Below are 18,876 nucleotides of genomic sequence, written 5' to 3'. Positions count from 1 at the left end.
CAGGCTCGCGCGTCAGATCAGGATTTCGGCTCGGCCGAAGAGAAGCTCCGCGTCGACGCCCAATTCATCGCGCAGCGACCGAATGTATTTGGCGATCTCCACCATGTACACGTCGTCGGCGGCGGGAGTGAGAGCGAGGAGGTATCGCACCCAGGGTTCGCGCCCGACCGCATAGACGAACACCCGCCGACAACCCACCACGCGCGCGAGCTCCAGCGCGGCGTCGGAGTTGCAGCCATTCGAGCGGCGTCCCTGACTGTGTCGATGCTCGGGCTTGTTGGGCAAAATCGGCCCATAGACCCACGTCAATGGCGCGCCGACGCATTCCATTCCGACGAACAGTGTGTCGATTGGGCCGGTCTCACGAAGCAGATGTGCGTAGATCTCTGGATCGAGGCAATTCGAATCTGCGGCGAAGAGCAGGCTGCGCGCGCCGAGACGCAGAAAATATGCGGCTTTCGCGGACGGCAGGTCATTATGCTCCCCCAGGAAGGGAACGGCGACGATCCGCCCATTCGGAATGGCGAATTCATCGAGGTTATCCACCTCGCGCACATCCGCGAACCCGAGCTGACGCGCAAGAAGCTTCAGGGACAGATCGCCATAGAAAACGCCGGAGCTTTTCGGCACCACGAGCGCGCCGATCTTGTGCCTCAATCGCAACAACGACTCGATGACGAAATGATCGTGATGCCCGTGCGTGATGAGAACATAATCGATTCTTTCGGGCAGATCGCCGAAGCTGAAGCGTTCGACGTCATGCTGCTCGGGCCGTGCGGCGATCAGCGGATCGATGAGGATCGAAACGCCTCCACTCTCTACGAGGGCGCAGGCATGCCCGAAGTATCGAACACGAACCTCGTCGCCGCTCCACGGGGCGCGAATGGCGCCGTCGGTCTCTCGCAAAATGGCGCGCAGCTTCGCATCCTGCGACGCTGGAGCGTCCAGCAAGGATCTGATCTCATCGAAGGATTTCGGCTCCTGGTCCAGACGGAACAATTCGTCGATTCTGGAATCGTCGAAGGCGACCTTCCAGTCGAGCGAATCGTCTCCAGACAATCGCGGCGTGCTCATATAATAGGGCCGTTCGAGATCGGTTTCCTGACGGAAGAGACGCAACGACTGCGCCTCTTTCTTGTAATACCCGCTCTTGTAGAGAAGCCCTTCGAGCGGCCGCACGATCGGACGATTGTAGTAGTCGTAGAGAAGCTCGACATAGCCACGCAACGGTTCGGGAATCCTCTGGTAGCAGTCCTCGAGGCTTTCGCCCTTCGCTTCGGCGACGAGCTTATTGTGAAACTCGATCAGCGTGCGCGCGAAAGCCAGATTGTCCGAAAAAGTGTCCTCGGTCTCGGCCAAGAAGTCTCGAACTTCGGATTGGCGGGTCGCCGGCACATCGACGAAAGCGCCGCCCAAGAGCTTTGGATTGCGGCAAGAGACCTCGTGAATCGCCGGATTGCCGAGATAGGAGCCGATCGTTTTGATCTGGTAGTTCAGGAGATGCAGGCTCTGCGTGACCGGCGCCATCACATGGGGCCAAGCCACCCAGCGTCCGACCAACGGCTCCACACATGCGCTCTCCGCGAGAGCATAACGGATCTCACCAGACATGCTGCGGCCCTTCTTTTCCGAGGCCACGAGCGACGGCGTCCAACTCCGCGGTCGGGTCGATCTCTGCGAGCAGAAAGCTCAGCTTTTCGTTGATGGCGTCCGCGCCAGCGGCGCCCTCGATCTCCCCGGCGAGCTCGCCGAGAGTCCCCCCCTCGAAAAGCGTCGTGATCGGAATGTCTTTGCCGAACAGCTGCTGCGCGCGCGCGATGACTTGGATAGCCGACAATGAATTGCCGCCCAGATCGAAAAAATTGTCGTTGCGGCCGATCTCCTCAACCCCGAGCACAGCGCGCCAAATGTCGGCGAGAAGAAATTCGATCGCGCTGGCGTGGCCGTCGCGTTCCAAATCCTGCTCCGTGGCGACGACGGCCACCGGCTCCAACAGCGCCGAGCGATCGACTTTCCCGTTCGGGAGTCGGGGCAACGCCGGCAGCGCGACGACGGCCTCTGGCGCCATGAAAGCCGGCAAATTCTGAGCGACATGCCGCCGTAGCGCGGATTCGATCTCACCCGAATCGCTTTCGGCGACGACATAGGCGATCAGCCTGGCGCTCCCCTCCTTCTCTGCGTGCACGACCACTGCAGCATCCGAAACCGAGGGATGCGACGACAAGACGTCCTCGATCTCTCGAGGGTCGACGCGATAGCCGCGCAGCTTGATCTGCTCGTCGAAACGGCCGAGAAACTCCAGCCCGCCATCTCGGCGGCGCTTTACGCGGTCCCCGGTCCTGTAGAGTCGCTCGCCACCGCCGCTGAAGGGATCGGGAACGAACTTCTCCGCGGTCAATTCAGGCCGCCCGAGATACCCTCGCGTCACGCCCGGACCGCCGATATATAGCTCGCCGATAAGGCCCGCCGCCGACAGCTCGCCGTCCGGCCCGACGACATAAGTCCGAGCGCCGGGAATGGGCCTCCCAATGCTCACGGGCTCGGACCGGTTCTCATCCTCGGCGAATTCATGGACCGTGCTCCAAACCGCGCATTCGGTCGGTCCATATTCATTGAAGAGAGCGGCGTGCGGCAGCTTCGCAAAATGATGGTCCGCGACGTCGCGCTTGCAGGCCTCGCCAGCGACGATGCAGCACCGCAGCGATGCGCCGCTTTCCGATGTCGTCACCTGCAGCAACGCGGAATAGAATGACGGCAGACACAAGAGATGCGAGATCGACTCTCGCTCGACGAGACGCATCAACGCGCCCGGGTCGCGGCGCATCGTCTCAGACGGGATGTGCAGCCGCCCGCCTTGGAACAAGGTCCAGAACAGCCCCGCCAATGAGCTGTCGAAGGAAATGGACGACAACAGCAGGAAGCCGGCGACAGGCTCGGCGTAATGCTCCGCGCGCGCGCGCGTCGAGGCCACCGCGTTGCGATGCGTCGCCATCACGCCTTTCGCACGGCCGGTAGAGCCAGATGTGTAGATGATATAGGCGATGTTCTCGGGCGCGACGCTCGAGACGACGGGAACGTCCGGCATAGCGTCGAGGACCTTCTGATCCAAAATTGCAATAGCGGTCGAAATGTCGCCGAGCTTCGACGCCAGCTCCTGCGTCGTCAGCAGCACGCCCGCCTTTGCATCGGACAGAATGTAGTCGATCCGTGCGGGCGGATAGGCCGGATCGAGCGGCACGAATGCGCCTCCCGCCTTCGACACGCCGACGATCGCCGCCACCAGCTGGACGGAGGGCTCGAGAAGCACGCCCACAGGCACGTCGGGACCGACGCCCAAGCGCTGTAGCCAGTGCGCGATCCGATTGGAGCAGGCGGATAATTCGCCATACGTCAACGCCGCGCCGCACGCCGACACGGCGAGGTGATCTGCGCGGGCATTTCTGCCGAGCCAGTGATGAATCAGCTCCGGCGTGACTGTTTGGAGGGATGCGCCTTCCGACATGGCGATGATCTGCGACCGTTCCGCAGAATTCGAAAGACTCAGCGCGGCGATGCGCAGCCCCGGGGCCTCCAGCATGTTTTGGACAAGAGCCGTAAAATGCCCCGCCATTGCGGCGATGGTCGCTTCGTCGAACAAGCCCACATCATATTCGAAACGCAGCCGCAGACCCGGCGCTTCGTTGAAGACATGCAGAACGAGATCGAAAATCGCCGACTCCGTGCTCACTTCCTCGACATCGATAGTGAGATTTGAGAGCGTCAGCCGCTCGATCGGAAGATTGTGATGAACGAACGCGACTTGGAACAGAGGGTTGTGACTGAGGCCCCGCTTCGTCGCCAATTTTTCGACGAGCGTCTCGAATGGCGCATCCTGGTTCGATTGAGCGCCGACGGCGGCCTCATGCACACGCGCGAGCAATGTCTCGAAGCTCGGATTGTCGGCGAGCGTCGTGCGCAGAACCAGAGCGTTCGCAAAAAATCCGACCAGGCGTTCCAGTTCTGGATGCGTTCGATAGGCGATGGTGGTGCCGACCGCGATATCTGTCTGGCCGCTGTAATGATAGAGCAAGGTCTTGAAGGCGGCTGCCAAGACGACGAACAGCGTGGTGTTCGTCTTTCGGGCGAGCTCCGTCAGTCCCGCGAGCGCCTCTTGCGACAGAGTCCATGAATAGCGTGAGCCGCGGTTGGCTTGTTTGGACGCGCGCGGCCGGTCGGTCGGCAGCGCCAACAGATCGGGAAGTCCGGCGAGCCTGTTCGCCCAATAGTCGAGCTGCTTTCCGCCCGCCTCGCTCGCCATCAGGCGACGATGCCAATAGGCGAAGTCGCCATATTGCACGGACAGCGGCGGCAGCGGATTCGGCGCGCCCTTCATCGCTGCTTCGTAGAGCTGCGCAATTTCCTGGATCAGCAGTCCGCTGGACCAGCCGTCCCAAATGATGTGATGGATCGTCAGCAGCAGAACATGCCGTTCGTCCCCCAAGATGAGCAATGTCGCCCGCATCAGCGGCGGCGCATCCAGGTCGAAAGGCTTGCGCGCCTCGGCGTGTGACAGCGTCCGAACCTCACTATTTTGCGCCTCTTCATCGAGGCTGCGCAGATCGATCCGATCATAGGAAAAATCCGCATCGGATGAATAGAAAAGCCGCGGAACGCCGCAGTCGCTCGCGAAACCAGAGCGCAACACTTCGTGACGGCGAATAATTTCCTCGAGACTCGATTGCAACGCGCCCGCGTCGAGCGCCCCACCGATGCGCGCCAGCAGCGCGATGTTGAACATAGCTGGATTGGGCGACATTTGGCATTGAAACCAGATGCGTTCCTGGCCATACGACAATGGATTGTCGCCAGGCGGCCGAGGAACGATATCGTTCTGAGTCATTTGCAGCGAAGCGCGCCCCCGCAAGCGAAGCTCGAGAAGCTCGCGCTTGCCCGGAGAAAGGCGTGCTTTCTTATCCTGCAGCTCTCGTCGACTCTCGATCATGTCCATGAGGTGTCCACTCCGGATGACTCTTTCCTGAAGGCGGAATCGCGCCCTCAGGCGCCAGCCTCCACCGTCTCTCGCGCACGGCGAGACGCCTCGGCGTCGCTCAATTCTTCAATGTCGGCGAGGATCAAATCTTCGACGCGCTCGGCGAGCTTCGCCACAGTCGCGGCGTCGAACACCGCGGGCAGAGGCATTTCGACGCCGAAGGCGGCGCGAATGCGCGAACGCAATTGAATCGCGAGCAGAGAATGTCCGCCGAGCTCGAAGAAATTGTCCTCGACGCCGACGCGCGGCGCATCGAGCACCTCCGACCAGATTTCGCACAAAATCTCTTCGGTCGCGTTGCGTGGCGCGACATAGACGCGCGAGACATGGGCGGAGGCGTCGACGTCCGGCAATTTCTCGCGGTCGACCTTGCCATTGGAGGTGAGCGGCAGAGACCCCATGCAAATGAAGGCGCTCGGAACCATGAATTCCGGCAGCGTCTGCAACACATGCTCTCGAAGAGAGCTCGCATCGAGCTGCGGCGCGACGACATAGGCGATCAGCCCATACAAATTCTTGGACAGCCGGCGAGCGACGACGCAAGCCTCTTCGATGCGCGGATGGGTGACGAGACAGGCTTCGATCTCCCCCGGCTCGATCCGATGTCCGCGAATTTTGACCTGATGATCCACGCGGCCCAGGAATTCGATGACGCCATCCGATCGGTAGCGTCCCAAGTCGCCGGTTCGATAGAGGACCGAGCCGGGTGGCCCGAACGGGTCGGGAACGAAGGATTGCGCGGTCAAGTCCGGACGATGGAGATAGCCCCGGCCCACCTGAACGCCGGCGACGCAGATTTCGCCGGCGACGCCCACCGGCGCCAAATCGAGGCGCCGATTCAGAATGTAGAGCTGCGTGTTGTCGACAGGCCGGCCGATCGGAACGCTGAGATCGTCTCCTTCGGGCGACGACTCGATAGGATAATAGGATACGTCGTCCGAGCATTCCGCCGGTCCATAGGCGTTCAAAAGGCGAATATTCGGTAAGCGCGCCATGAAGCGCCGACATAATTCCGGCGTGAAGGCCTCCCCACACGGCAGCAGCCACCGGAGCCGAACCAGTCTTTCGTCGTCTTCCGCCACATCGAGCAGCGCCTTGATCATCGACGGCACGGCTTCGAGTATTGTCACCTTTCGACGGTCGACCTCTTCGAGCAGCCGTTGCGGATCGCGCGATATATCATCGGGGAAAATCTCGACCCGCGCGCCGATGGCGATCGCCGTGAGGAACTGCCAAACGGAAATGTCGAAGCATTGTGACGCCGTCTGCGCGATGACGTCATCCGCGGTCAGATCTAGAACGCGTTCTTTCGTGATCAGATTGTTGAACATGCCTCTGTGCTCGACCATTACGCCTTTCGGCTTGCCGGTGGAGCCAGAGGTGAAGATCACGAAGGCGAGATTGCGCGGCTCGTTGCGGCGCGGTGATTTCATCGTCGCAGCTGCGCATGTCGTCATCGGCTCGATCAGACGCGGCCGTTCTGCGTCAGCGAGATCCGCGCGGAGCGCGCTCGCTCGCGCCCGATGATCGGTTCCGGCCAAAAGCCATTCGACGTCGGCCTCCTTCAGCACTTGCAAAATACGCCCATCTGGATAGGCCGGATCGATCGGCAGATAGCCTGCGCCGGCCTTGAAGACGCCGAGCATAGTCGCCAAAAAGTTCAGCCCGCGCGTCTCCCAAAGGGCGACGAGATCGTCCCGGCCGACGCCCGTCTCGACCAATGCGCTCGCGATATGGTTCGCGCGTTCGTCGAGCGCGCGATAGGTCAGCGTCTCGCCCTCACAGCCGGCGGCGATGCTGTCCGGACGCAGCGCGGCCTGCGCCTCGAAACGTCGCACGAGATCGAGCGGCTCGCCATAGTCGTGATCCGTCTCGTTCCATTCTATTGTGGTTCGACGACGCTCCGCCGGGGTCAGAAGCTGCACGTCTCTCACCCGGCGGTCGCTCTTTGCGATCAATTCTTCGAGTACGCGCTTGAAATGCATAGCCATGCGCTCGACCGTCGACGCCTCGAACCGATCGCGGTCATAAGTGAGGCGAAGCGTGAGCGTCTCGCCTGGAATGGCCACGAAGGTGATCGGATAATTCGTGTGGACGCGAAGCTGCAGGAGATCGATATCGAGTATCTCCTTTTCTCCGCGCAGGCTGGGGTCGATCGGCGCATTCTCGAAAGTGAGCAGATGTTGGAACAGGAGCGCGTCGGCGCGAGGTATGGAGCTCCAGCTCTGGATCATCGATTGAGAAACGAACTCATGCTGACGCATTTCCAAATTGCTGGACATTATCTCTTTCAACCAATCGATGATCGGCTGATCTGGACGGATGCGCACGCGCAGCGGCAATCCGTTGATGAACAGGCCCAATGCCGTCTCTGAGCTCGGAAGATCGATGGGGCGGCCAGCGACCGTCACGCCGAACACGACCTCATCCACGTCGGCGTATCGGCCGAGCAGCAGCGCGAGCGCGCCCTGAACATAGGTGTTGACAGTCAAGCGGTGCTGGCGCGCGAGCGCTTCGAGCTTTTTCCGATCCTCCGCCGAGAGAGTCACGATGACGTCGTCGACGGAAGCGGCCGCCTCGGCTCGGACCTCGTTCGCTCTGGCGCCCACGAGCGGCGTCGGCTCGGAAAAGCCGTCGAGATAGCTGCGCCAGAAGCTTTCCGCCGACGCCATGTCCTTGGTTCGCAGCCAGGCGATATAGTCCCGGAATTGTCCCGCCGGTTCGGCCTCGACGGCCTGCCCTGTCAAACCGGCCGCATAATGCTTGCGCACGTCGAGCAGCAGCGGCGATGTGCACCAGTCGTCCATGATGATGTGATGGAAGCTGCGCACGCAGATGTGCCGGTCGTCGTCGACTCGGATGAGTTTGATACGCATCAGCGGCGCGGTCGCGAGATCGAATCCGCGTTCGCGCTCGCTGCTCAGCAATTGGTCGATGTATGACGATTGATCGGCATTGGATAAATGTCGAAGGTCGAGAATGTCGACCGGCAGAGCGGCGTGGCTGTGCACCACCTGATGAGCGCGGCCTTTCAGGTCCCATTCGAAAGAGGTCCGCAAGCTCGCATGACGATCGACCACGCTGCGCCAAGCGGCGGCGAAAGCCTCGATGTCGAGCGGCCCTCTTATCTCGTAGCGCTCCTGCATATGGTAGAGACCCGTTCCCGTCTGGGACAGGGCGTGAAACAGCATGCCTTCCTGCATCGGCGTCAGCGGATAGAGGTCCTCGACATCTCCGTGCCGACGCATGATGCAGTCGATGTCATCAGCCTCCAGCTCCGCAAGAGCGAAGGGGGATGCGAATTGGGCGAGCGCGCGCTCGACATCGGATATCGGAGAGGCCTCTGCGCGGAGCGTCAGTTCCGACGCCAACAGGCTCGCGGCTGGATATTGGAACAGCTGACGCGGCGTCAGCTCATATCCGGCCAGCTTCAACCGACTCGCAAGCTGAATGGCGCGAATCGAGTCGCCCCCCAGCTCGAAGAAGCTATCGTCGACGCCGACGCGCTCGACGCCGAGCACATCGGCGAAGACGCGGCACAGCGTCTCTTCCGTCGGCGTGCGCGGCGCGACATAGTCCCGGCGCGATTGCGCATCTGGATCGGGGTCCGGCAGCGCCTTGCGGTCGAGCTTGCCGCTCGCCGTCAGCGGCAGCGCCTCCAGACGAACGAAAAGCTGCGGAACCATATAATCCGGCAGCTCCCGCCGCAGCGCTATCTTCAGCGCGCCAAAGTCCAGCGCGCCCTCACTCGTCACATAGGCGGCGAGCCGCTTGTCGCCCGAGCCATCCGTCCATGCGAGCGCAACCGCCTCGCGCACATCGGGAAGACGTTGCAGCGCCGCCTCGATCTCGCCCAGCTCGATGCGAAAGCCGCGGATCTTCACCTGATGATCGAGCCGCCCGAGAAACTCGATATTGCCGTCCGCTCGCCAGCGCGCGAGATCGCCGGTGCGATACATCCGCTCCCCCGCGACAAAAGGATTCGCGACAAAGCGCTCGGCCGTCAGATCGGCGCGCCCGAGATAGCCGCGCGCGAGGCCGACGCCGCCGATGCATAATTCTCCGGCGACGCCGACCGGAACCGGCTCGAAACCCGCATCGAGAATATAGAGCTGAATATTCGAGATCGGCCGGCCGATCGGCACGCGCTCGCTATCGTCGTCCGGCGCGCATCGATAGGCGCTGACGTCGATCGAGGCTTCGGTCGGGCCGTAGAGATTGTGAAGCTCCGCCGTCGTGGCGGCATGAAAGCGCTGCGCCGACGCAGCGGGAAGCTCCTCGCCGCTGCATATCACCCGCCGCAGCGAGCCGAGCGTCGCCATGTCGACGACGCTCGAGAAGGCCCGCAGCATCGACGGCACGAAATGCAGCGTCGTGACGCTATGGCGTTGGATGAGCTCCGCCAAGCGCGCAGGCTCGCGATGATCGTCCGGCGCCGCCAGCGCGAGGCGCGCGCCGGCCTGCAGCGGCCAGAAAAGCTCCCATGCCGAGACGTCGAAGCCGAACGGCGTCTTCTGCAGGACCGTATCCTCTGCCGTCAGGCCATAGCGCTTCTGCATCCAATCGATGCGATTGACCACGCCGCGATGCGGCGCGGCGACGCCCTTGGGCTTTCCTGTGGAGCCAGAGGTGTAGATGACATAGGCGAGATTCTGCGGCGTGGCGCGGCGGCCGAGCGCTTCGGCGTTCTCGTCCGCGAGCTGCTCCTGTTCCGCGTCCAGCTGCAGAAGCGGCGTCCCCGCCGGAAGACGCTCCGCCAGACGCTCCTGCGTCAGCACGAGGCGCGGAGAGGCGTCGGCGATCATGTAGGCGAGACGCTCGGATGGATAGTCCGGATCGAGCGGCAGATAGGCGCCGCCCGCTTTCAAAACGCCGAGCAGTCCCACCACCATCTCCAGCGAACGCTCGACGCACAGACCCACGATCGTCTCCGGCCCGACGCCGAGTCCGACGAGATGGCGCGCCAGCCGGTTGGCCCGCGCGTTCAATTCGGCATAGGTGAGAGCATCGTCGCCGAAGATCGCCGCCACAGCGTCCGGCGTGCGCTGCGCCTGCGCCTCGAACAGCTCGTGAACGCACAAGTCGCGCGGAAATTCCGCCGAGGTGTCGTTCCAATCGAATATCAGCTCACCGCGTTCCGTCTCTTCCAAAATGGGAAGATCGCCGATGGGCGCGTGCGGATTGTCCAGAACGCCGTCGAGCAGCAATCGGTAGCGGCGCGCCAGGCGCTCGATGGTGGACGCGGAGAACAGCTGCGTCTTGAACTGAAACGACAGCAGCAGCTCTTCATCGACCTCGGCCGCCATCACCGCGAGGTCGAACATCTCCACGCGCTCACGCAGCCTCGACGATCTCGCTGTGCGCTCACAGAAAGAAAACGCAGGGCCATCCTCGCCGAGCGCGAGAGCGGCGAATTCCGCCGGCGCCTCCGATTGCGCCTGTTGCAGAACGAACCAGCTCTGATAGATCGGCCATTGGTTGTCACGGCGTTGGGGCTGAAGGCGCTCGACAATCAGCGGAAATGGGAATTGCTGATGCTCGAGCGCGCCCCTCACCGTTGCGTGCGTCGCGCGCAACAGGCTTTCGAAGCTGTCTTGCGGCGGCGCCCGCACGCGCAGCGCGACGGGATTGACGCAATTTCCGACGAGACCGATCGTCTCCAGGCCCAACCGGCCGCTCGTGGGCGCTCCGACGACGAGATCGGACTGCCCGGTCACGCGTTGAAGAAGCGCAAAATAGACGGCGAGCAGCAGCGAAAAAAGACTCACGCCCTCGCGCTTGGCCAGCTCTTTCAGCCTATGGGTCGTCTCGCGATCGAGCCGCAGCGGCGCCGATCCTCCGGCATAATCGGGAACGGAGGGGCGCGGAAAATCCGTCGGCAGTTCGAGCGCGGGCAGTGGGCCGGCGAGCTGATCGCTCCAATAGCTCCAATCTCGCTCCGCGGCAGGGGAAGCGAGATAATTTGCTTCACGCCGAGTGAATTCGGCGTAGTCCCCGCTCGCGGGCGGCGCAAAGCCGTCTCCCGCCTCCGGCGCGAGATAGGCCCCGTCGAGCTGCGAGACCAGAAGCAGCAATGACCACAAATCGACAGCGATGTGATGTGCGACGAATAAGAGGGTCGAGCGGCCATCGCCTCGGCTGTGGAGGACGATCCGAAACGGAGCTTGCGCTTCGAGATCGAACGGACGCCGGGCTTCCTGCGACAGCGCGCCTTCCAGCTCCGCCGCCGTCCAGTCCGTCGCATCCTCGCGGCGCAACCAATCCGTCAACTCTTCGAGGGGAAGCGCTTGCTGCGTGACGCCGTCCGAGTCGGAGCGATAGACGGTGCGAAGCTGAGCATGACGCTCGACGACCGACGACAGCGCCCGATGGAAGCGAGCAAAATCCAACGGCCCATCGATTTCGAGCGCGAGATGCAGATTATAGACATTGCTCGCAGCGTCGAGCCGATGAACGGTCCAGATCGCGTGCTGGCTGTGCGACAGAGCGCGCGGGTCCTGCGCCGGAGCGACCTCGCGTGCGGATGGAGCGTCGTCGTCGGTGAGCCGAGCGAGCGCTTCAGCGGTCTCCGCAAAGCTCGCATCCGAGAGCAGAACGCCAATCGGCGTTTCGATCCCGAGCACGGAATCGAGCGAATGCTTGACTTCGATCGCCCGCAGCGACGAGAGCCCGCTTCGCGAAAGCAAGGTCGAGGGGCTGAAATCGCTTTCCGGCGCCCGCAGCGATCGCGCCACTCTGGAGATGAGAAAACGTGTGAGAAGCGCAGCTTTTTGCGCCGGCGCCAGATAGGAGAGCGCCTCGCGCAGGAAGGCGTCGGCCCGCTCCGCTCGCTCTGTTTCGGCGGCGGGCGACGGCGCGGCGGAATGCGCGCGCGCCAAGGTCCGCAGTTCTCCGGACAGATAGCGTTGTCGGCACTCCGCTCGCCGAAGCTTGCCGCTCGACGTTTTCGGAACCGAGCCGGGCTGCACGAGAACGATATCCGTCGGCTCGACATCGATCTCATTGACGACGCAAGCGCGAATTTTCCGAAACAGCGCCTCGCCGGCGCTAGTTTCCAATGAGCCTAGGTATGAGCGATCCGGCTCCGCCACGACAATGAGAGCTTCTCGATCGTCGATGGTCACGGAGAAGGCCGCGGTGCAGCCGCGCCGCAATCCGTCGATCTGTTCGTCGATCACGCATTCGATGTCCTGCGGATGAAAATTGCGGCCGGCGACAATGATGAGATCCTTCAGGCGGCCGGCGACGAAAATCTCTCCCTGCTCCCGGAAACCGAGATCGCCCGTCCGCAGATAGGCGCGCCCATCGCCTTCGGCGATCTTCGCCTGGAAGACGCGCGCCGTATCGTCCGGCCTGTTCCAATAGCCCAGCGCGACGCCCGGCCCTGCGACCCATATTTCGCCGATTTCGCCAGGGGCGCAGATGCTCGTCGATTCGGGATCGACGATCTGAACGTCATAGCCCGGCCAGCCGTGGCCACAGCCGACGACAGCCGTGGATTTGGCGCCCTGCGACGGAGCGACGCGACGCGCCTCCAATGCCTGCCGATCCACATCGACGATGGGAAGAGGCCGGTCGCGCGTCGGGGCCGTCACCACCAGCGTCGCCTCCGCGAGGCCGTAACAGGGATAGAAGCTGTCACGCCGAAAGCCGGAGCTGGCGAAGCCCCGAGCGAAGCGATCGAGCGTCGATGCGCGCACCGGCTCGGCGCCGCTGAAGGCGATGCGCCAATGACTCAAATCGAGGTCGCGCTTCTCCTCCTCCTTGATCTTGCGCACACAGAGATCGAAGGCGAAATTCGGACCGCCGCTCGTATGCGCCCGATAGATGGAGATCGCCTTCAGCCAGCGCAGCGGCTTTTCGAGGAACGCCATGGGCGACATCAAATAGGCGGTGGCGCCGATATAGAGCGGCTGCAGAATATTCCCGATCAATCCCATATCGTGATAGAGCGGCAGCCATCCGACGAGGTCTGAGCGCTCGTCATGGCCGAAGCTCTCTTTGATGAGCGCTTGGTTGCTGAGCAGATTGGCGTGCGTGACCATCACGCCGCGGGGATCGCCGGTCGAGCCCGACGTATATTGCAGGAAAGCGATCTGGTCCGGCTCGGGCGCATGAGCGCGCCACGCTTCCGCCTGCTCGGAAGAGATCACGTCGGTCGCCGTCCAAGGACAAGGAATTCGCGCCAATTGCTCGCCGGCCTCGTTCTCGAACCGTTGGCGCAGCGCCTCCGTCGTCAAGATCGCGGCGGGTCGCGCGTCGCGGAATATCGATTGCAGCCTTTGCAAATGCCGGCCGGATGGCGGGTAGGCGGGGACAGCGATAACGCCTGCGTAAAGGCAGCCGAAAAAGGCCTCGATATAGTCCAGGCCCGGCGGATAGAGCAGCAGCGCGCGCGCGCCGGTCAGTCCCAGCGTCGTCAAATGCGTCGCGATCGCCCGCGCTCTTCGATCGAGATCCGCATAGCTGAGGCGCGCGCCCTCTCTCTCGCCATCGTCGAGAAAGACATAGCCCGGCTTCGTCGCCTGCTCGGCGGCGCGGATACGCAATAGATCGACGAGATTGCGGGCCGCGAGAGGAAGCTCCGCCTTTTGGACGCCATCGAGAACGATCGACATTTTTCGTCGCTTCCTTTGCACTTTCCTGACCGGGACGCGGAGCGCCGATCGGTCACGACACGTAGCTGAGATAGGATTTGTAAAAGGGCATGACGCGCTTCGACGGGACGCCCGCCCACATGCCGAAAGCGATCAGCGCATTGTAGTAGACATTCTGGAGAGGCATGCCGCGCATAACGGCGAGCAAGCCATTCAGAGCGCTGCCTTTCGTGTGCCAATCGACGTTGAAGGACAGAGCGCAGTCGAGGCTTCTGACATGATGCAGCGTGCCGGGCGGCATGTAGAGCAGATCGCCGGGACCGACCACGATCTCGACGCCACGCGCCTCGCGGTAGAGCGGATAGCGCTCGTGATCGGGATTTTCCACGTCTACTCTGCACCAGCGCCAATTGTAGGGGTAGCAGCGCTGCAGATCGTCGTGAGAAAATAGCGTGAAGCGCTTCCTGCCCGAGACTTGAAAGAACAAATTGTGAGTGAGCAGACAGTCGAAATGCAGCGGCGTGAGGCTGGCCGACGGCCCGAGAAACATCTGGGCGAATTTGGGCCAATCGGCGCCGTACCAGGACGGAAAATAGCTTTGAGGAAAGGCCGCGAGATCGGCGCTCGCGTCACGAAACACGCTGGTCAAAGGAATGTCGTGCAGATAGAGCGGCCTCTGGCCGACCGGCTCGCCCGCCGCACGGCGCTTTTCATAGAGCTCCAAGCCGTCCAGATAATCGGCCAATGGCATATGAGAGATTTTGACCCCGGAAGCAGTCCATTCCTTCAGCGGCGTCTTCGAGCCGCCGGCGTGCCGACGAAGATAATCGAAGGTCCAGTCGGAGAGGGCCGCGCATTTTTTCAAGGCGCCGCGCACGACCACCGGCCGCGCGGGACGAATGTAGAATTTCGCAAAATCGTCAGGCGACAGACGGTCCAGCTCTGCGACGCGGTAGGCCTTCGACATTCCCGCTCCTACTCTCTGATCTTTTGCGGCCGCAGTCCGCACGCGCATTTCGCGCGTCGTCGCGAGGCGATCTCGCCCAGCGCCGGCAACAACATCCCGACGATCGGCGACAGGACAGGCTCAGGACGCTTCCGACTGAGCTTCCGCCATTTGCCGGCGCAAGCTCAAAGGACGCATATCCGTCCATGCCTCTTTGATGTAGGCGAGACACTCTGCTTTCGGGCCGGTTTTGCCGACAGCGCGCCAGCCGGCGGGAACAGGCTTGTAATCGGGCCATATCGAATATTGTTCTTCGTGATTGATCACGACCGTGTAGGTCGTGCGATCCTCGTCGTCCCGATCCATGAGCAAGCTCCTCTCGATCCGAATTGTCGTTCGCCCGCAACGTTCACAATGAGCTGCGCACGACGCGGCCGAAATATTCCACGAACAGAATTGGCTCCGACGACATCGCGCCTCTCTGTCGCAGTCTTGCAGAGGGCTGCAACCGCATTCGGTTCGTTCACTGAGCTAGACGGATCGGCGTCGCAAAACATGCCAACGAAATTTCGGAAATTGCTTTTCGGACGCGCGGACTTCATCGCCGACCAACGTCGCTCGCCGAAAGCGTCGGTCGCCGTGCAGTGGACCAGAAGAAAGCGCGCAACGAGCGCGCGCAGCGGCGCCCGCTATTCGCCCGTCATCCGAGCGATAGCGATCGCAGAGCCTGCCGATGCGGAGCTCGCGAGGCTCGTTATTCCGAGGATCGGAGCGCAGCCGATTTCGGCGCCTCGGCCGAGTCGCGTTGCGCATGAAGGCAGCGGGCTCTTCGCTTTTTCCACCAGATGTAGACGCCCGTCGCCGACAGAGCCGTGAGCGCGAGGCCGAGCGCACAGACAAAGAGCCTGTAGGGCATGCCGAAAACACGCGCCATGTGAAGCGCGTAGAGCCAGCTCTCGATCGTGTTGCCGATATGCTCGCCCGTGGGCTGCGACGCCTCGATCAAATGGCCATCGTCGCCGTCGAACATCACCGACGTCGCGCCGCCTTTGGACGATCGCTCGAAGAGATCGCGGCTGCCGCGGACCTCATAGATATAGGCGTTCGCCTCTTCCAGATAGGAGAGCGCCAAGGCGTTGCCGAATGTAAAGCCGCGCAGAGCGGATTGCTCGGCGATGAGCCGCTCGCCGGCTTCCTGCGCCGCACGCCAGTCGAGCGCCGGCGGCCGATAGGCGCGTTTCGGCAAGGCGAGATAGAGGTCGATCGACGAGCGGAAATCGAACAGTGTCCGCATCACCGGCTCGTAGACGAAGGGCCGCAAATTCATCATCACGCTCGACCAGGCGAAGACGAACAGCGCCGCCCATAGCCACAGGCCGCCCGCGCGGTGGAGATCGAAGCTCAGGCGGTAGAAGCCGGCGTTGCGCTTGACGAGCCATGCCGGCTTCCAGCGCCGCAGAAAGGATTTCGTCGTCGGCGGAAAGGTCAGATAGAAGGCCACGAAGCAATCGACCGTCCAGATTGTCGCCACGATTCCCAATATCAGCTGGCCGACGACGCCGAGCATGAGGCGCCAGTGGAGATCGTAGATGAAGGGCATCAGATTGACGAGGCCTTCGGAGAGATCGGCGCGCCTACGTCGGCCGAGTTCCGCGCCGGTCCATGGATCCAGGAAGAATTCCGTGAAGCCGAGATCATACGGCGCCTGCGTCTCAGAACTCTGCCGCGGCGCGAAGGAGATCGAGACTTGATCGGGCTCCGCGTAGGTGACGGAGATCACGCGGCCCTGCGGGACTTGCGCCTCGGCGCGTGACGCCAGAGCCGCGAGTTCGAGCGGCGCCGCATCGGTTCGCGGCGTGGCGAAGAGCTGGGGCGCGAAGACGCGCTCCAGCTCCGTGTTGAAGGCGAGCAGGCTGCCGGTCAGGCCGACGACGACGAGAAACGCCGCCATGGCGAGTCCGGCCCAGCGATGCAGAAAGACGAAAAAGCCGCGCAAGGCCTCCCTCCTCTCCAGAGCCGGACGCCGCTCGTCACCACTGAAAATTCACTGAACCGATAAAGGTGCGCGGCGCGGCGTAATAGGCGGATTGAACGCGATCGCTATATTCGAAATACCGTCGGTCGGTCAGATTCTTGATGTTCAGTTGAAACTTGACTTTGTGCCCTTCGATCACCGTGCGATAGGCGCCCATCGCATCCAGCTTGACATAGCCTGGGAGCTTCCATGTGTTGGCGTCGGTACCCCAGCGATCGTCCGTGGCGTAGACGCCGCCTCCGAACTCCCAACCCTCCTGCACGCCCGGCGCCGTATCCCATTTCGCCCAGATATTTCCGACATGTGGCGCGACGCTGTTGAAGCGCTTGCCGGCGTTGCCATTGCCGAGGTCGTCGACGATCTTCGCGGAATCGAACGTATAGCTGGCGATCACGCTCAGATTCTCGGTTAGATTTCCAGCCAGGTCGACCTCGATTCCGCGACTGGCGACCGTGCCTGCGGCGCGGCTGAAGCTGGGGTTGACGGGATCCGGCTCCAGAACGTTTTTCTTGGTGATATCGAACAAGGAAACGCTCGTCGTCACCCTCCCATCGAGCCAGAGCTTCTTGATCCCCGCCTCCCATTGCAGGGCTTCTTCTGGCGGGTATATGGTTCCGTCGCTCGACACACCGTTATTCGAGCCGAACGACCGGACATAGCTGCCGAATATCGACGTGTCGTCGGCGAGCTTGAACAGGACGCCGACGCGAGGCGACAGCTTCGGCTTATCGGCGAAATGATCCAGCGGATAGGCGGTGCAAGCGGGGAAGCAGGGCGCATCCGCCTCTCCATAGACGCGCGAATAATTGACCTCGGCTTTGTCCCAACGGCCGCCGAGCAGAACGTGAATGCGATCGTCCCAGAACGAAATCTGGTCCTGAGCATAGACGCCGAAGTCTCGCTCGCGGGATCGAAACAACGCATTTCCCCGTCCCGTATCGGCGAGATAATGCAAATAGCCGTTCAAATTGCCATAGGTCGGCGCATAGACGTTGAGCGGCAAGGTCGGGGTCCCGGCGGCGTCGATGCCAAATGAATCGTCTTGGTAGGAATACCAGTCGACTCCGATCAAGGTTTTGTGCTTGATCGGTCCCGTCAGTATTTCGCCAGTCAAATCGAGATTTGTCGCGACGATGCGTCGCTGATACTGGTAATTGCTGAAATTCCTCGCGACATTGACGCCGTCGAACCCGCCATAGGCGAAGAAGCCGGTCTGATTTTCGTCATTCGTGACAAAATGGAAGCGATTGGTGATCTTCCATTTGTCGTCGAATTTGTAGGTCCAGTCGTAGCCCACGACGGTTCGGTGCACGACATAGGGAAAGTCGCTCCAAAGGGCCGGATCGCCGATCGAGAAGCGCCTCGACAGATTCAGCGGACGATCGTTGAAGCCCGGAATGACCACGGGGCGACCATTGTCGTCGAAAAGCGTGTTGACGGGAATTTTGCCGAGCCCGTCCGGCTGCGCCTGCTTCTTCTGATAGTGCTCGACCTGGGTGTTGAACTCGAAGTTCTGAGTTGGCCTGAACGTCAGAAAGAGCGCCGCCGCGCCATTGTCTCGATGTTCGAAATCGGTGAAAGAGTCGCCGTGATCATATGCGCCCATGACGCGATAGAGCAGAGTTTTTTCGTCATTCGCCGGGCCGGTTATATCCACGGTGGTGCGCGACAATCCCCAGCTGCCGAACCTCGTCTCCGCCTCCGCCTTGAACTCCTCCTGGGGACGCTTGGTCACCACATTGACGAAGCCGCCGGGCTCGAGGCGCCCATAGAGCACGGAAGCCGGCCCTTTGACGATTTCGACCCGATCGGTGAAAGCGATCTCCTCCCCGCCGATGAGGTTTTGGAGCTTCAGGCCGTTGCGCCAAGTCGCGGACCTGAAGCCGCGAATGAGATAGCTGTCATAGTAAGTGCCCGGCGAGGCTTGCACGCCGCTGACATTCTTGACGGCCTCCATGGTGTTCAGCGCCTGCTCGTCGACGATCACCTCATGCGGGATGATCTGCACCGCCACCGGCGTGTCGAGCAGAGGCGCATCGGTCTTGGTGGCGCTGACGGCGGAAGACCGAGCATAGCCGGTCTCCTTCGCCGCGGGTCCCAAGGCGTCGCGGACGGGAGACGGCTTGGATTCCCCGGCGACATCGATCGTGGGGAGCGCCTCCTGCGCGAGCGCGGCGACGGACGGAAGCATGAGGACCAATGCGGAAACGCCCCGCAAGAGGATCGAGTCTTTCATAGCTGAATTTCTCCTGGCGCGACGACATTGGCC

The 18,876-nt window shown here is 62.1% G+C and carries 7 protein-coding genes; all 7 read right to left on the bottom strand.

The window, feature by feature from the left end; genetic code table 11:
• Nucleotides 1-12: 12 nt before the first annotated feature.
• The 7 genes from K369_RS04125 to K369_RS04095 all read right to left on the bottom strand — a co-directional run bounded on the left by K369_RS04125 (nucleotide 13) and on the right by K369_RS04095 (nucleotide 18,843).
• Nucleotides 13-1,611, bottom strand: a complete 1,599-nt coding sequence (locus tag K369_RS04125; protein WP_036288238.1) for an MBL fold metallo-hydrolase — start codon at nucleotides 1,609-1,611, stop codon at nucleotides 13-15.
• Complete coding sequence (locus K369_RS04120) at nucleotides 1,601-4,879, bottom strand: amino acid adenylation domain-containing protein (protein ID WP_256380972.1); 3,279 nt, start codon at nucleotides 4,877-4,879, stop codon at nucleotides 1,601-1,603. Before K369_RS04120 ends, K369_RS04125 begins: the two co-directional genes overlap by 11 nt.
• A gap of 155 nt (nucleotides 4,880-5,034) precedes the next feature.
• On the bottom strand, nucleotides 5,035-13,647 hold the full coding sequence (locus K369_RS04115; RefSeq protein ID WP_036288139.1) for a non-ribosomal peptide synthetase: 8,613 nt from the start codon (nucleotides 13,645-13,647) through the stop codon (nucleotides 5,035-5,037).
• Nucleotides 13,648-13,699: 52 nt separating this feature from the next.
• Nucleotides 13,700-14,593: a cupin-like domain-containing protein gene (locus tag K369_RS04110; protein ID WP_051948981.1), complete on the bottom strand. Its 894-nt coding sequence runs from the start codon at nucleotides 14,591-14,593 to the stop codon at nucleotides 13,700-13,702.
• Nucleotides 14,594-14,713: 120 nt separating this feature from the next.
• Nucleotides 14,714-14,938, bottom strand: coding sequence for an MbtH family protein (locus K369_RS04105; RefSeq protein WP_036288136.1), 225 nt, complete (start codon nucleotides 14,936-14,938; stop codon nucleotides 14,714-14,716).
• A 388-nt stretch (nucleotides 14,939-15,326) separates the two neighbouring features.
• The gene (locus K369_RS04100; RefSeq protein ID WP_036288133.1) at nucleotides 15,327-16,568 is read right to left on the bottom strand and encodes a PepSY domain-containing protein; all 1,242 of its coding nucleotides are present in this window, start codon (nucleotides 16,566-16,568) and stop codon (nucleotides 15,327-15,329) included.
• A 34-nt stretch (nucleotides 16,569-16,602) separates the two neighbouring features.
• Nucleotides 16,603-18,843: a TonB-dependent siderophore receptor gene (locus K369_RS04095; protein WP_036288130.1), complete on the bottom strand. Its 2,241-nt coding sequence runs from the start codon at nucleotides 18,841-18,843 to the stop codon at nucleotides 16,603-16,605.
• Nucleotides 18,844-18,876: the final 33 nt, after the last annotated feature.

It is taken from the genome of Methylosinus sp. PW1, from assembly GCF_000745215.1.
Classification (GTDB): Bacteria; Pseudomonadota; Alphaproteobacteria; order Rhizobiales; family Beijerinckiaceae; genus Methylosinus.
This window is presented reverse-complemented; position numbering and strand designations above follow the sequence as displayed.

Bases quoted from the DNA above. Each gene is read 5' to 3' on its own strand.
- K369_RS04095 (WP_036288130.1), bottom strand. From the start codon at position 18,843: ATGAAAGACTCGATCCTCTTGCGGGGCGTTTCCGCATTGGTCCTCATG.
- K369_RS04115 (WP_036288139.1), bottom strand. From the start codon at position 13,647: ATGTCGATCGTTCTCGATGGCGTCCAAAAGGCGGAGCTTCCTCTCGCG.
- K369_RS04120 (WP_256380972.1), bottom strand. From the start codon at position 4,879: ATGACTCAGAACGATATCGTTCCTCGGCCGCCTGGCGACAATCCATTG.
- K369_RS04125 (WP_036288238.1), bottom strand. From the start codon at position 1,611: ATGTCTGGTGAGATCCGTTATGCTCTCGCGGAGAGCGCATGTGTGGAG.
- K369_RS04105 (WP_036288136.1), bottom strand. From the start codon at position 14,938: ATGGATCGGGACGACGAGGATCGCACGACCTACACGGTCGTGATCAAT.
- K369_RS04110 (WP_051948981.1), bottom strand. From the start codon at position 14,593: ATGTCGAAGGCCTACCGCGTCGCAGAGCTGGACCGTCTGTCGCCTGAC.